The organism is Pelagovum pacificum (assembly GCF_016134045.1).
GTDB lineage: Bacteria > Pseudomonadota > Alphaproteobacteria > Rhodobacterales > Rhodobacteraceae > Oceanicola > Oceanicola pacificus_A.
This window is the reverse complement of the sequence record NZ_CP065915.1, coordinates 939136-954223: the sequence shown is the minus strand read 5'-3', so window position 1 is coordinate 954223 and position 15088 is coordinate 939136. Positions and strand designations below refer to the sequence as shown.

General features: G+C 65.1%; 15 protein-coding genes. 7 read left to right on the top strand and 8 right to left on the bottom strand.

From position 1 onward, the window contains the following. Positions 1-20: 20 nt before the first annotated feature. The 6 genes from I8N54_RS04825 to I8N54_RS04800 all read right to left on the bottom strand — a co-directional run bounded on the left by I8N54_RS04825 (position 21) and on the right by I8N54_RS04800 (position 4844). The gene (locus I8N54_RS04825) at positions 21-2054 is read right to left on the bottom strand and encodes a hypothetical protein (RefSeq protein ID WP_140193648.1); all 2034 of its coding nucleotides are present in this window, start codon (positions 2052-2054) and stop codon (positions 21-23) included. 136 nt (positions 2055-2190) lie between these two features. Next, positions 2191-2541 (bottom strand): hypothetical protein, encoded by a 351-nt coding sequence (locus I8N54_RS04820; RefSeq protein WP_140193649.1) that lies wholly within the window; start codon positions 2539-2541, stop codon positions 2191-2193. Positions 2542-2667: 126 nt separating this feature from the next. Continuing rightward, the gene (locus I8N54_RS04815; protein WP_140193650.1) at positions 2668-3021 is read right to left on the bottom strand and encodes a hypothetical protein; all 354 of its coding nucleotides are present in this window, start codon (positions 3019-3021) and stop codon (positions 2668-2670) included. Positions 3022-3139: 118 nt separating this feature from the next. Further along, a complete protein-coding gene (locus I8N54_RS04810) occupies positions 3140-3490 on the bottom strand; it encodes a hypothetical protein (protein WP_140193651.1) in 351 nt (116 codons plus the stop codon). 114 nt (positions 3491-3604) lie between these two features. Beyond that, positions 3605-3967, bottom strand: coding sequence for a hypothetical protein (locus tag I8N54_RS04805; protein WP_140193652.1), 363 nt, complete (start codon positions 3965-3967; stop codon positions 3605-3607). A 502-nt stretch (positions 3968-4469) separates the two neighbouring features. Next, complete coding sequence (locus tag I8N54_RS04800) at positions 4470-4844, bottom strand: hypothetical protein (protein WP_140193653.1); 375 nt, start codon at positions 4842-4844, stop codon at positions 4470-4472. Positions 4845-5059: 215 nt separating this feature from the next. Here I8N54_RS04800 and I8N54_RS04795 point away from each other — a divergent pair, with 215 nt between their 5' ends. The 7 genes from I8N54_RS04795 to I8N54_RS04765 all read left to right on the top strand — a co-directional run bounded on the left by I8N54_RS04795 (position 5060) and on the right by I8N54_RS04765 (position 10840). After that, entirely contained in the window at positions 5060-8029 is a 2970-nt protein-coding gene (locus I8N54_RS04795) for a toll/interleukin-1 receptor domain-containing protein (protein WP_140193654.1), read from the top strand. A gap of 283 nt (positions 8030-8312) precedes the next feature. After that, positions 8313-8522: a hypothetical protein gene (locus I8N54_RS04790; RefSeq protein WP_140193655.1), complete on the top strand. Its 210-nt coding sequence runs from the start codon at positions 8313-8315 to the stop codon at positions 8520-8522. Between the two features lie 84 nt (positions 8523-8606). Further along, positions 8607-8813 carry a hypothetical protein gene (locus I8N54_RS04785; RefSeq protein ID WP_140193656.1) on the top strand — a complete coding sequence of 69 codons (207 nt, stop codon included), beginning with the start codon at positions 8607-8609 and terminating at the stop codon, positions 8811-8813. A 120-nt stretch (positions 8814-8933) separates the two neighbouring features. Then, positions 8934-9140 carry a hypothetical protein gene (locus tag I8N54_RS04780; protein ID WP_140193657.1) on the top strand — a complete coding sequence of 69 codons (207 nt, stop codon included), beginning with the start codon at positions 8934-8936 and terminating at the stop codon, positions 9138-9140. 132 nt (positions 9141-9272) lie between these two features. Beyond that, positions 9273-9935: an NUDIX hydrolase gene (locus I8N54_RS04775; RefSeq protein WP_140193658.1), complete on the top strand. Its 663-nt coding sequence runs from the start codon at positions 9273-9275 to the stop codon at positions 9933-9935. A 404-nt stretch (positions 9936-10339) separates the two neighbouring features. After that, on the top strand, positions 10340-10549 hold the full coding sequence (locus I8N54_RS04770) for a hypothetical protein (protein WP_140193655.1): 210 nt from the start codon (positions 10340-10342) through the stop codon (positions 10547-10549). A gap of 84 nt (positions 10550-10633) precedes the next feature. Continuing rightward, positions 10634-10840 (top strand): hypothetical protein, encoded by a 207-nt coding sequence (locus tag I8N54_RS04765; RefSeq protein ID WP_140193656.1) that lies wholly within the window; start codon positions 10634-10636, stop codon positions 10838-10840. Between the two features lie 129 nt (positions 10841-10969). On the opposite strand, the gene I8N54_RS04760 is transcribed toward I8N54_RS04765, so the two are convergent. Together I8N54_RS04760 and I8N54_RS04755 are read right to left on the bottom strand one after the other, a co-directional pair. Next, positions 10970-14023, bottom strand: a complete 3054-nt coding sequence (locus I8N54_RS04760; protein ID WP_140193659.1) for an efflux RND transporter permease subunit — start codon at positions 14021-14023, stop codon at positions 10970-10972. Further along, positions 14020-15084: an efflux RND transporter periplasmic adaptor subunit gene (locus I8N54_RS04755; protein ID WP_197097504.1), complete on the bottom strand. Its 1065-nt coding sequence runs from the start codon at positions 15082-15084 to the stop codon at positions 14020-14022. The genes I8N54_RS04760 and I8N54_RS04755 overlap by 4 nt, the downstream gene beginning before the upstream one ends. Positions 15085-15088: the final 4 nt, after the last annotated feature.

The following is a 15088-nucleotide window of genomic DNA, read 5'->3' as shown; positions in this document are numbered from 1 at the left end:
GGGCGGGCTCTCTTCCTGGATCAGAAGGTCAGTTTCAGCGTGGCGAAAAGGGTCTCTTCGGTGTCGGTGAGGTCACCGCCGACGTTGTCGGTGCCGTAGTCGTAGTCGATGCGGGCGTATTGCACGCTGAGCACCGGTTGGCCGGACATCTCGGCGAACCGGTAGTCGAGACCGGCACGCGACGAGAAGTAGCTGTCCTCGGTCGACCAGGGCGTGACCTCATAATTGACCGACAGGTTGGGATTGACGCGGAACGCGTAGCCGAGCGTCGTGCTTTCCGTCCGCTCGTCCTCGTCGTTGCCGACGTTCGCGAAGCGCTGGCGCAGCGAATAGGTGCCCGCCCCCTCGGTATAGACGCTGGTCAGGTCGACGATGTTGTCGCCTTCGACCGCCGGGTCGACGGTGCCGTCGAGCTCGGGCCGCTCAAGCTCGGCCGAGCCGGCGATGCCGAGCGACAGTTGGCCGCGCTGAAGGTCATAACGCTTCGACAGGGCGGCGTTGACGTAGCTGTAGTGATCGTAGGTCGGTTCGGAATAGAAAGTCGCCCCGAGCGAGGCCTGAAGGCCGCTTTCGGTGTTCAGCGTGTAGTCCCCTCCGACGTATGCGTTCGGAGAATCCCCCACCAGCACACCCGTGTAGTACCGAAGCACGCTGGTGCCGTCGGTGCGGTTGCCCGAGAAGGACAGGTGCGGGACGTAGCTGTAGTCGTATTCCTCGAGCGTCGTGATCCGCCGGATCGCCTCTTGCGAGGTCACGATGGAGCCGGACTGCACGAAGATGTCCTGGATATTGGTGATGTCGAACTGCGCCAGCTCCTGGGTGGCGATGTCGAGAATCGAGATCGTCCCCGCGATGTCCTGATCAACATCGTATGTGACGCCGGCCTGCCGGAACGATTGCTGTTCAACCACCGGGTCGGAGGTCGTCACGATCCGCGACCGGCTCGTCCGGCTGATCTTCGTGACCGGGGAGTAGCCGACCCAGACCCCCTGCCCCCACGCCACCGGCGTCTCCGATGCACGGGTGGGCGGCGTCAGGGCGTGGTCGCCCCAGGCGGTTGCCGTGTGGAACACAGTATAGCCGTTCTCCGGCAGGCGGATGTTGTTGGCGGCATAGAACAGGTTGTTGCTGATGTTGAGCCGCGGATCGGCCTGATCGGGCGCAAGCTCCGCGTCGTATCCGGGCAGCATCCACGCCAGCGTCTGCATCAGCACCGCAGTGCTGTCCCAATCATCGGCCGGCAGCAGCACCGCACCCCGGATCGTCCGGTCCAGAGCGGCGGAGGTGCTGTTGCTGTAGAGGTTCTGGTCGATCTCCGCGAAGGACAGCATGGGCCAGCTGTCGACGTCTTCGGTGCGTTCGATGCCGTTCCGGTCCGCCCGGGCGGTCGAATAGACGAACCCGCTGTTGGGCAGTTCGATCGACAGGCCGACGACCTCGTCCGAGCCCGGTGCGCCGCGCTGGAAGCCGTCGGCTTTCAGCGCCTCGTGGGTGGCACGATCGATTTCGGTGCCGAAGTCACTGTCGGCATTGAAGTTCCGCGGCAGCAGCGTGTCGGGGTCGATGTCGACCTGCGAAGACGACAGGCCGGGCGTGTACGAGCAGTAGGCATCCGGATCGCTGCCCGGCAGGAAGCAGCGACCGGTCAGCGTGAGGCGTGTCGTCGTGCCGGTGAGGTCGATCTCTTCGTCCAGGACCGTCGTGATCCGGCGCTCTTCGGGCACGGTGCGCAACATCAAGTAGCGGCCCGTCTGATGCCGGCGGAACAGACCGCCCGAGATCGATTCTTCGAGGCTGTCTTCCAGCGTCACCGTCAGTGACATCAACGGGACCGCGTTGCGGCTGTCACCAAAGCTCGCGCCGTAATCGGCGACGTAGTCGGTGCCGAAATTCAGCGGCGTGCCGTTCAGGACAAAGCTGGTTGTAAGGGGGGCGACCGCCGGAGGCTCAGGGGCCGCCTGAGTGTCTTGAGTCTGGGCCGCAGCCGGGAGTGCAGTCAGTAGCGTGACAGTGCAGGAAACGGCCACGATCGGGCCAGAAACCAGTATTTTCATTTTTGCCTTCAAGTCCGCACGGTCTTCTGCCGTGCTGTCTTCCCTGCGCTGCTCGCGCCTGGTGCCGTTGGTCGCCTTGCCGCCCCGGTTCGCGCAAGATGCGCCGGGCCGTCGCTGACGGCCCGGCAGTATTCAATCAGGGGATCATGTACTTGCCGTTGCCGACGTTCGACTCGAACCCGGAGTCCGAGAAAGAAACGCTCGAGTTCAGCGTGTTGAAGTCGCTGGACGATGCGCCGCCGTTGGCGGACGTCGCGCTCAGGCTGCCGTCGATGGCAGCGGTCGCGTTGGTAACGGCGGTCCGGCCGCCCGTCGCGACGGAAGCGGAGATCGTATCGAGCGGAAGAGCGCTTTCGCTCTCGCCGCTGAACGTGACGCCGAGCGAGATCGCGAAGGGAGCGTCCATTTCGACGGGCTCGATCTCGGCGTAAGCTGCGGAACCGGCCACGACGGTGGCAGCGGCAACGAATGCAGTGAACTTGGTCATTATTGCTCCATGACGCTGAATCTTTACTCAGCGATGCTTCTGAATAGCCACTCAGATGGCGGCTTGTGAAGAATTATTAACCCGAAGTTAATGATGTGACGGCGACGCCACATCATTTCACTCAGGTCAGTCGATGCTGTACATGCCGTAGGTGCCGACGTTCGACTCGAAGCCTTTGTCGGTGAAGCGGACACTGGAATTCAGCGAGTTGTACTGGCCGGACGAGGCACCACCGTTGGCGGAGGTCGCGCTCAGGCTGCCGTCGATGGCCGCGGTCGCGTTCGTCACCGCGGTCGTACCGCCGGTGGCGACGGAGGCAGAGATCGTGTCGAGCGGCAGCGCGCTTTCGCTGTCGCCGCTGAAGGTCACGCCGAGCGAGATCGCAAAGGGCGCTTCGGTCGGCTGCATCACGGGTTCGGCGAACGCGGCGGTACCGACGAACGTGGCAACGGCGGCGGTGATGGCGATGAATTTGGACATATCTTCTCCTGTCCGCTGAACGTGGTTCAGCGAGTGTCTGATGACTGGCCTTTCGGCCCTGAATTGTTCGACGAGCTCGGTGTCGCAGGACGAAGCGGACTTCGCCCTGCGATTGAGATCAGTAGATGTGGTAGTTGCCGACGCTGGACTCGAAGCCCTGCGCACCGAACATGACCTTGGAGTTCAGGCTCGAGTGGTAGCCGGAGGAGGCGCCACCGTTCGCGGAGGTCGCGCTCAGGCTGCCGTCGATGGCCGCAGTCGCGTTCGTCACGGCGGTCGTGCCGCCGGTGGCGACGGAGGCCGAGATCGTGTCGAGCGGCAGCGCGCTTTCGCTGTCGCCGCTGAAGGTCACGCCGAGCGAGATCGCGAAGGGCGCTTCGACGGTCGGCTCGTTCAGGTCGATGGCGAAAGCGGCCGAGCCGAGCGTGCCGAGAACGAGGGAAGCAGCGAGCATTTTGGAGAAGTTCATGGTCTTGGTCTCTTGATTTGAGGTCAGTGGTATCGGTCCGGTCGCCGTAACGGTCGACCGATCAATTTGGTGACTGGTTGTCGGGAGGCCTGCTGGAAGCCCTGGAACGGTCGATCAGCCCGGGTGAGGGTAGAAGGACTTACCGCTATTGCCGACGCTGGATTCGAAGCCCTGGTCGCCGAAGCTGACCGAGGAATTCAGCGAGTTGTACATGCTCGACGTCGCGCCGCCGTTGGCGGAAGTCGCGCTCAGGCTGCCATCGATCGCTGCGGTCGCGTTCGTCACGGCGGTGGTGCCGCCGGTGGCGACAGATGCGGAGATCGTGTCGAGCGGCAGGGCGCTTTTGCCGTCTGCGCTGAAGGTCACGCCAAGCGAGATCGCGAAAGGCGCCTCGGCAGTGGGTAGCGGAATGGAGTCGGCGAATGCTGCAGTCGACGTGATTGCGACGGTAGCCGCGGCGATCATGATAATTTTCATCTTTGTCCCCTCGTTTTTTCTTCACTGCTCGTCTCGGGCAGTGACGCTGTTCTGACCCTCTCTTGAGGTGAAATTGTGTTGCGATGTTTACCTTAACGGTACGTTAGGTGGGCCAATTGGGGCAGGTTCGGAGGAACCGCCGAGCGCTATCGCAAAGAATTAGTCGCCAAAAACGAATAATATTCTGGAGGCATGCAGAAAGGGTCGCCGTGCTATCGTTGGCTACAACGGCCGTTTTGGCGGATGTCGGGACATGTCGCAGCAGCGGGCCCGGCGGCTCGGACTGTTCGGCAAATTCAAGGCACCGTGTCCGGTTGATGCCATTAACCGTAACACGCCGCATGAGCAGAATGGTGGAATGGCACCTCTAGTCCCTAGGCCGACCCGCTACGTTCGTTCTGAGGGAGAATAGATTCGGACAATCCGATTCTTTTAAATCGAGGTGGGCGGCCTGAAGTCGGCCTGCCCTGATCCAGGTCGGTGTCGTCCCAAGCTCGCCGAGTCAGCGCAGCGTTCCAACCTGCGAGGTGAAGCCATTGCCTGTCACCGAGACTTGCGAGTTGACCACTTGGGTGGCGTCGTCGACCGCGCCCGCGGACGACGTGACCCACCCGGCCCCGTCGTCGCGCATGGCGGTCGCGTTGCTGACGGCAAGGGTGCCGCCGGTCGCGATGGAGGCAGAGACCATGTCCGGCACTGGCATCCCGGTCCCTCCCGCCAGTCTCTGAGCAGGCCCCTCCCCCTGAGCGAAGATGGTGGCGACCGAGACCGCTGTTGGTGTGCTCACCTCGGCGACGTCAATTGTCTGAGCGGATGCCGACACCGCGTTGACGACGACGAGCACCCACATTGCGATGATGAAACGATCAAAAGCCATGTCATCTCCTTCACTCGCCGGGATCCGCCGGCCGCGCCTTCAACGGGGCAAACCACACAGGGCCACCGCAGTCCGCCGCGCAACCATCTCAGAGAGGCGTTAAGGAACCGTTACTCCGCAGGAGCAGTCTCCGAAGGGAACCCTGCAAAAGTGACGTGAACCCGCCCCGCTTTCTGGCTACCGTCGAGGCAAGCGAGGATCTGCGGGTTGGGGACATGAGCGACGGGACGTCGAAGACCAAGCTCTTCATTTCCTATTCGCGGAATGACGACGACCGGATCGGGCGCCTGTATGAGGCGCTGTCTGCCGACGATGACCTGATCGTCTTTCGCGACATCCACGACATCCTGCCGACGGAAGAATGGAAGCCCCGGCTGGAGAAACTGATCCGCGAGAGCGACACGATCCTCTTCGCGATCTCCCCCTCCTCCATCCGCTCGCCCGTGTGCCGCTGGGAACTGGGCCTCGCCGATGAACTGAACAAACGGATCATCCCTGTCGTCATCCTCGACATCGACGGCGAGGTGCCCGCCAACGTCGCCAAGCTGAACTACATTTTCCTGACCGACGGGAACGACTACGACGCCGGACTCGACAAGATACGCTACGCTCTGAACGTCGATATCGACTGGATCCGGGAGCACACGCGCCTCGGCGAACTTGCCGAGCGCTGGCGCAATGCGCTGCGGATCGGGGCGCAGCCGCTGCGGGGCGACGACCTCGAAGCCGCTGAGAAGTGGCTTCTGTCGCAGCCGCGCGGGGCGCCCGAGCCGACGGAGCTGCAACGCGAGTTCATCATCGAAAGCCGGCGCGCGCAGGCGCGGCGGCAGCGTCGCACGCTCGCCGGCGCGCTTTGTGCGCTTCTGGTCGTCGGGGTGCTCGCGTCCTTCGCGTGGGTCCAGCGCAACGCGGCGCTCGACAACGAGCGGCTCGCGCGGCGCCAGACCGAGATCGCGACCGAGGCACGCGACGAGGCCGAGGCGCAGCGGCAGATCGCGGAGACCAACGCCGACCTCGCAGAGGCCGAGACCGCGCGTGCGGAAGCAGCCCTGACGCAGGTCGCGGCGGAGCGGGACCGGGCGGAGCGGAACTTCGGGACGGCACGCACGGCGATCGACGCTCTCGTCTACGACATCGCCCAGGGCCTGAAGAACGCCGAAGGCCTGCGGCTGGAGAGCCTCGAGGCGATCCTGTCGCGCGCGGAGGACGCGGTGATGCGGCTGCGGGCGGCCGATCCCGACAATTCCGAGCTGCAGCGGATCGAGGCCGCGATGCGTGCGGAGTTCGCCGAAGTCTACGCCGGCGCGGGAGAGCGCGAACGCGGCCTTGCCTCGGCGGAGCGGTCCCGCGCCCTGCTCCGCGGCATGATCGACTCCGCGCCCGGCGACTCGCAGGCGCGGCGGGACCTGTCTGTGGCGCTCGAGCGGATCGGCGACTTCCAGTTGCAGGCTGGCGATGTCGATGCCGCGCTCGCCGCCTTCATCGAGGGCTACGAGATCCGCCGCAGCCTGCTGGACCTGGCGCCGACGGATCGCGTGCTGCGCCGGGATCTCTCCATCAGCCTCGAGCGGATCGGTGGCCTGCACGTTCGGCGAGGAGAAATCGGGGCCGCGACCGAGGCCTACGATCAGGCGCTCGAGATCCGCCGCCACCTCGCCGCGCTCGCCCCCGACAACGCGCAGGCGCAGCGCGATGTCTCGGTGAGCCTGAACCTCGTTGCAGACCTGCACCTGCGTGCCGGCCGCACCGCTGAGGCGCTGGAGGCCTTCGAGCAGGCGCAATCCATCATGCGGCGACTCGTGGCGAAGGAGCCGGGCAACACTCTCTGGCAGCGCGACCTCGCGGTCAGCCTGAACGATGCCGGCGATCTGCAGCTGCGCACGGGCGACGCAGGCGCGGCACTCCAGTCCTATAGCGACAGCCTCGACATCGTGCGGCGGCTGTCGTCGATCGATCCCGGCAATGCCGAGTGGCGACGGGACGTGGCGTTCAGCCTCAATAATGTCGGCGACCTGCGGCGGAGAGCCGGCGACGCCGCCGGTGCCCTCGCCGCCTACGAGGAAGCGCTCGGCATCGCGCGTGAGTTGCTGCGCACCGATCCCGGCAACACCGAATGGCAGCGCGACATCGCCATCGGGCTCGAGAAAGTCGGCGACCTCAGCCTGCAGACCGGCGATCTGGAGGCCGCCCGCACGGCCTTCGTCGAAGGGATGGAGATCCGCCGTCGTCTCGCAGAGACGGACCCTGACAACACCCAGTGGCAGCGGGACGTGTCGCTCGGCCTCGACCGGATCGGCGACGTCAGCCGGCTGAGCGGCGATGCGGACGCCGCGCTCGCCGCCTATGAAGAGGGGCTCGAGATCGCGCGCGCGCTCGGGGCGACCGACCCGGACAATACTGACTGGCAGCGCTCGATCTCGGTGAGCCTGAACAAGATCGGCGATCTCAGAGCGATCGCCGGAGACGTCGATGGCGCCCTGTCCGCCTACCGGGAGGCGCTCGACATCGTTCGGGAGCTGGTCGAGATCGACCCCGGCAACACCCAGTGGCAGCACGACGTCGCGTTCGGGCTGAACAAGATCGGCGACCTCCATATGTGGTCGGACGATCCCGACGCCGCGACGGAGGCCTTCACCGAAGCGCTCGGGATCGTGCGGGGCCTCGCCGCGATTGACGACGGCAACGTCTCATGGCGGCGCGACGTCGCGCTGAACCTCAACAAGATCGGCTACCTGCGCGCGCTCGACAGCGATTTCGAAGGCTCACTGGAGCATTTCCAGGAGTCGGAACGGACCGTGCGCGACCTGCTGGAGCTCGATCCGGAAAACGTGCTCTGGCGGCGCGACCTGGCACTCGTGCTCGACGCGATCGGCAATCTGCACATGGAACTGGGAGATACCGGGGCCGCCCTATCAGCATACGGCGAGTCCCTCGACATGCGGCGCGCCCTCTCGAACGCCGCGCCCGGAAATACCGCGCTGCAGATCGACCTTGTCACCAGCCTCTTCAACATGTCGCGCGCGACCGCGCCGGACGAGGCGGTGGCTGCGCTGAGCGAGGCGCTCGACATCGCCACGGACCTGCAGGCGCAGGGCGCGCTGTTCGGCGAGCAGGAGGGCTGGCCCGACTTGCTGCGCACCGAGCTTGCGACGGCGCGGGACGAAGCGGGGGCGGACGCGGACTGAGTCCGGCCACCGACGCTGGACGTTTTCGGGCTGAATCGCTCCGCAGATTCGCCTCGTCGCCGTGATTCCAGTGGGTCTGGGGCGTTTTGCCGGGGCTGAACCGGGTGGGCTTTCGCTCGCTTAACGCCAAACCATCCCAAAATTACTTATTCGGCATCAATGGCTTGCACGATTTCTGCGGTCGGACGCATTAAGTGTGTTTACAACACTATCTGTTAGTGTAATAACTACATCATCGAACAACACAACGCACCAAGCCAACACACACACCGGAGAAACAAAGATGCTCAAGTCCCTGCTCACCGCCACCGCCTTCACCCTGATCGCCGGCTTCGCCAACGCTGCCCAGCCCACCATCGAGATCGCCCAGCCCGCCACGCAGACCGCCATCACCGAAGACGCCTCCAACATCGAGATGGTCAACTACTACTGCGAGTGGGTCACCGTCTACGACGCCTGGGGCAACTGGGTCACCGTCTGGCAGTGCTACTGAGCCCCGCCAAACCGTCCGCACCCTTCTCAACCCTTCACCAATTCCAACCCAACCAGATCACCTCAGACAGATAGGAAAACCCAGATGTTCAAGACCGCTCTCACCGCCTCCGCCTTCTCCCTGATCGCCGGCCTCGCCAGCGCTGCCCAACCCACCATCGACGTCGCTCAGCCCGTCGCACAGACCACCGTCGACGCGACCTCCGACATCGAACTGGTCAACTACTACTGCGAATGGGTCACCGTCTACGACGCATGGGGCAACTGGTTCACCGTCTACGAGTGCTACTGACCCCAGCCCCGGCGGTGCCGTGACCCTCCCGACAGGGCACTGCCGGACCTCGCGAATACCGTCTCCACCTCAACCAATTCCAACCCAACCAGATCACTTCAGACAGATAGGAAAACCCAGATGTTCAAGACCGCTCTCACCGCCTCCGCCTTCACCCTGATCGCCGGCCTGGCCAGCGCTGCCCAGCCCACAATCGACGTCGCTCAGCACGTCGCACAGACCACCGTCAACGCGACCTCCGAGATCGAACTGGTCAACTACTACTGCGAGTGGGTCACCGTCTACGACGCCTGGGGCAACTGGTTCACCGTCTACGAGTGCTACTGACCCCGACCCCGGCAGCGCCGCAGTCCTCCCGATGCGGCGCCGCCGGACCTGGTCCTCCCCTTCATCAGCCCCGAGAAACCTGTCACGTAGAGTAGGCAGGACATAATCGCTCCAGAGACAGAGACGAGCAGAATGAGCTACACATACGACTACCCGCGCCCCAGCGTGACGACGGACATCCTTGTCTTCTCGATCCGCGACGGTGTCCTTCAGGTGCTTCTGATCGAACGCAAGATCGACCCCTTTCAGGGGACATGGGCGATTCCGGGGGGCTTCGTTCAGATGGACGAGGACCTGCGTGACGGCGCGCTGCGCGAGCTGGAAGAAGAAACGGGTCTGTCGGACATTCCGCTCCGCCAGCTGCGCGCCTACGGCGCCCCGGACCGGGATCCGCGCGGCCGGGTCATCACCGTCGCGTTCATCGCACTCGTGCCGTCCGACGAATTGATCGCCCGGGGCGGCAGCGACGCGCAGGATGCGCGATGGTTCCCGATCGACGACCTCCCCCCGCTCGCGTTCGACCACGCCGAGATCCTGGCCGACGGCCGGGCCGAGCTGGCGCGCGACGTGACCGCCTCCATCCATGACAGCGCGCTTGTCGCGTTCGACTTTCTGCCTGAGAAATTCACCCTGTCTCAGGCGCAGCGTGTCTTTGAGACCCTGCGCGGCGAAGAGATGGACAAGCGCAACTTCCGCAAGTGGCTGTCCAACGAATGGTCGATCGAGGACACCGGAGAGAAGTCCTCGGGCGGGCGGCATCGCCCGGCGGCGCTGTTCCGGCTGAAGCCGGACTGAGCCGTCCCCACATCTCCGGATGCCCCGCGTCCGGTCGTCGCCCGCTTGCGCCACGGAGCTCCGTGGCGTTTTGCGTTTGTGCGGGCCTGGTGGCCCTCCGGTCGCAATCCGGACGGCGCGGGGCGATCCGGCTCTCGGCTGAGTCCGACGAGTCGGTCAGCTGGCTGTTTCGGTGGAATCAGTCCGGAATAGCTGGAGTCGCGGCCTGATAAGGCCCGGTATTTCTCGCTGGAGCGCCCGGCGCGGGCCAAACCATCCCAAAATTACTTATTCGGCATCAATGGCTTGCACGATTTCTGCGGTCGGACGCATTAAGTGTGTTTACAACACTATCTGTTAGTGTAATAACTACATCATCGAACAACACAACGCACCAAGCCAACACACACACCGGAGAAACAAAGATGCTCAAGTCCCTGCTCACCGCCACCGCCTTCACCCTGATCGCCGGCTTCGCCAACGCTGCCCAGCCCACCATCGAGATCGCCCAGCCCGCCACGCAGACCGCCATCACCGAAGACGCCTCCAACATCGAGATGGTCAACTACTACTGCGAGTGGGTCACCGTCTACGACGCCTGGGGCAACTGGGTCACCGTCTGGCAGTGCTACTGAGCCCCGCCAAACCGTCCGCACCCTTCTCAACCCTTCACCAATTCCAACCCAACCAGATCACCTCAGACAGATAGGAAAACCCAGATGTTCAAGACCGCTCTCACCGCCTCCGCCTTCTCCCTGATCGCCGGCCTCGCCAGCGCTGCCCAACCCACCATCGACGTCGCTCAGCCCGTCGCACAGACCACCGTCGACGCGACCTCCGACATCGAACTGGTCAACTACTACTGCGAATGGGTCACCGTCTACGACGCATGGGGCAACTGGTTCACCGTCTACGAGTGCTACTGACCCCGACCCCGGCGGTGCCGCAGTCCTCCCGATGCGGCGCCGTCCTCCCCCGGCAGACGCCCCGCCTCCGCAGATCGGAGTGCGGGGCGGATGCGTTTCCGGGGACAACGCCGCCGACGGGGACGTGCCTCAGGCCGGCAGCGCGCTCGCCTTGTCCGCCTTCCTCTCGCGACGCATCAGCATGACGTAGAGCAGCGGCGCGGCGATCATGGTCAGGACCGTCGCGAAGGCGAGACCGCCCATGATGGTGACCGACATCGACGCGAAGAAACTGTCGCCGAGCAGCGGCGCCATGCCGAGGATCGTCGTCGCCGCCGCAAGGAACACGGGCCGCAGACGCGAGACGGAGGCCTCGACCACGGCATCGTCGAAGGGCAATCCGGTCTCGCGGGTCAGGTCGATCTCCTCGATCAGGACGATGCCGTTCTTGATGAGCATCCCCGACAGCGACAACAGCCCGAGCAGCGCGGTGAAGGAGAACGGCAGCCCCGTGACCAGCAGGCCGATCACCGCACCGTTCAGCGCCATCGGCACGAGCAGCCAGATGATGAGCGGCTGACGCAGCTTTCCGAACAGCAGGACAGAGATCAGCACCATAGCGAGGAACGACAGCGGCAGCTTGGTGCCGAGGCCGGCCTGCGCCTCGCTGCTGCTCTCGTACTCGCCGCCCCATTCCATGTTGTATCCGGCCGGAAGGTCGACCGCCTCGACGGCGCCGCGGATGCGCGACATCGCCTCGCTCGCGGTCCCGCCTTCGGGAACCTCGGCCTGGATCGTCAGGGTCGGCACCCGGTTACGCCGATGAATCATCGTGTTGCGCGGCTCGATCTCGATCCCGTCGATCACCTGGGCGAGCGGGACGTAGCCCGACGCCGCGTCCGACCAGATCACCTGGTTCATTACGTTAACCGGGGCGCCCGTCCCGCGGCTGCGGACGACGACGGGGATCTGCCGGTCCTGCTCGCGGTACTGGGCGACGGTGACGCCTTCGGTCTCGATCAGGATCGCCTGTGCGACGTCGGCGCGGCTGATGCCGGCGTTGCCCGCGCGGTCGGCAGCATAGAGCGGCACCATCGTCGGCTCCCACTCCCGCCAGTCGGTGCGGAGGTTGAGCAAGGTCGGATCGGCCTCGGTAATGATGTCCGTCATCCGCTCGGACAGCTCGCGCAGAACAACCGGGTCGTTGCCCGACAGCCGTAGTTCCACCGGGGCGCCGCTGTTGGGACCGAAGGCGAGTTGCTGGGTGCGGAATTCGCCATTGGGAAGCTCTTCCGCGGCGAACGCCTCCAACCGGTCGCGCAGCGCCGGAATCAGGGAGACATCGGTCATCCGGACGATCAGGTGCCCGTAGGAGGGCATCATCTGCTCGGGCGAATAAGTCAGCATGAAGCGCGTCGCGCCCCCGCCGAGGAACGTGGAGACCGCCGAGACGTCGTCCTGCTCGAGCAGCCAGTCTTCGGCGACGGCAAGGTCTGCGCCCACCGCGTCCATGCTGGTGCCCTGCGGCAGCTTGTAGTGGACGTAGAACAGCGGCGTGTCGGAATCCGGGAAGAACTGGTTCTCGACCTTGCCGAAACCCCAGAAACAGGCCCCCGTCATCACGACAAGTCCCGCGATGACCAGCCAGCGCAGACGGATCGCGCGGCGCAGGATGGCACCGTAGGCCCGGAACAGGCGGCCACCGTAGGCCTCCGATCCGTCCTCTTCGGCGCGGCGGAAGACGTAGTGCGCCAGCAGGGGCGTCACCGTCAGGGCGAGCAGCCACGACAACAGGAGCGATATCCCGATGACCGCGAAGAGCGAGAACATGAATTCGCCCGTGCTGTCCTGCGACAGCCCGATGCCCGAGAACGCCATGATCCCGATCACCGTCGCGCCGAGCAACGGGATCTGAACGCGGTTCGCGGCTTCGTCCGCCGCATCCCGGGACGACCGCCCCGACAGCATCTTGAGCTGCATCCCCTCGGCGACGACGATCGCGTTGTCCACAAGCATCCCCATCGCGATGATGAGCGCCCCGAGCGATATTCGCTCCATCTCGATCGAGAAGAGCGACATGAAGAAGATGGTGCCGACGACCGTCAGCAGCAGCGTCACCCCGACGACGACCGCGGCCCGCCATCCCATGAAGAGCGCGAGCACCGCGACGACGATCGCGACCGAGGCCGCGAGGTTGATCAGGAAGCTGTTGGAGGCCTCGTCGACCACTTCGTGCTGGCGGTAGATCGGATGCAGATCGACGCCCACCGGCAGGTCGGCGGACATCTCGGCCACCTTGGCATCGACGTGGTTGCCGATGTCGACGATGTTGCGCGAGGCGTCTCCCGCGACGGCGAGCGTGAAGGCTTCCTGCCCGTTGTGGCGGATCATCTGAAGCGGGGTCGTGTCCCTGCCCCGCTCGACCCGCGCGATGTCGGTCAGGCGGATCACCTGATCGCCGGCGGTCACTGTCAACTCGGCCAGCGCACGGACGCTGTCGGTGCCCTCCGGCATGTCGAAGCCGATGCGCAGGTCGCCGGTCTCCGCCGACCCGGCCCGCGCGACGGAGGAGGCGCTCTGTACCTGGCCGATGATCGCCTCGGGCGAGATGCCGAGGTTGGCGAGGATCGCCATGTCCGGGATGACGTAGATCGTCTCTTCCGGCAGACCGGCGAGCGTGATGTCGGCCACACCGTCGACGGTGAGCAGCTCCCGCCGCAGATACGTAGCGAGCTCATGCTTCTCGGCATCCGTGAACCCGGGCGCGGTCACCGCAAAATAGATGCCGTAGACATCGCCGAAGCCGTCGTTGACGATCGGTGGCCGCACCCCGTCGGGCAGCCGCGCAGCCTCATCCGAGACCTTGTTGCGCAGCTGATCCCACAGTTGCGGCAGCGCGTCGGCCGGCACGGTCGTGTCCAGCTCGACCGAAATGCGCGACACGCCCGGCTTGTTGGTGGAGGTGATCGTGTCGACTTCCGCCATCTGCTGGATGACCGACTCCAACGGCTCGGAGACTTCGCGGGCGACCTGCTCGGCAGAGGCGCCGGGGTATTGGGTGGTCACGACGGCCTGCTTGATGGTGAAGGCCGGGTCTTCGAGGCGGCCGACGGTGGCATATCCCCAGATCCCGCCGAAAAGGCAGGCGAGGATCAGCAGCCAGGTAATGAGCGGATTGCTGATGGAGGCGCGCGCGATCTTCACTGCTCATCCCCCGAGGGCCCAAGGCCAGTGTAGCGCCGGACCGCGTCCCCGTCCGCCAGGCGAGAGGCACCGGCCGCGACGATCTCTGTCCCTGCCTCGGGGCCGGCGGCGAGCTCGAAGTAGCCGTTCTCGGCCGGCTCGATCTCCACCGGCTGCGCGCGGAGCGTGCCGGTCATGCCGTCGTCGTCCGGCTCGTAGACCAGCACCTGCGCCGTGCCGTCGGCGCTGTATTGCAGCGCGGTCGGCGGCACGAGGATACGCTGCGTCGCGTCGGGGTCCGTCAGCGTCATCGTCACGGTCGCCGATGCGCCCGGCAGCAGCGACTCCGGCACCTCGCCGATGAAGGCGAGTGAAAGCTCGTAGGTCTGCCCGACGTCCGACGCCTCGGCGGTGAATTCGCGATATTGAAGCGGCAGCGGTTCGTCGCTGCCGACAAGGTCGGCGCTCGCCTCGATCTGCGGATTGGTGCCGACATAGCTGATGATGACTTCGGGCACTTCGATATGCACGCGCAGTTCGCTCATGTCGTGGATGCGCACGATGGGCTCACCCGCCCCTACGGTGGCGTATTGCTCGGCGTAGCGGCTGGCGAGCAAGCTGTCGAACGGCGCATGTAACGTCGCATCGTCCAGCGCGGCGACCGCGTCATCATAGGCGACCTGCGCCAGTTCGGCATTGGTGCGGGTCGAGTCGATCTGGGCTTGCGAGGTGACATCGGGGCCGAGCTGTTCGCGCCGCGCCAGCTCCCGGTTGGCCTGATCCAGTTCGGCGCGCGCCTGCGCGACCTTCCGTTCGAACGGATCGAGGTCGAGCTGCGCCAGCAGCGCGCCTTCCGGCACCACTTCGCCTTCCGCGATCGGCAGGCTGTCCACCTGACCGCCGGCCTGAAACGCGAGATCGACGGTGCTCCGCGCCGTCACGCGCCCGAAGAAGCGGCGGCTGATTCCGCCGTCGTCGATTTCGAGCTGCATGAGCTTCACGGCGGGACGATCGGGTGCGGTCTCCTGCGCGTGGAGGGAGAGCGGCATCGCGGCAAGGATCAGGGGAAGGATAAATCGCATGAGA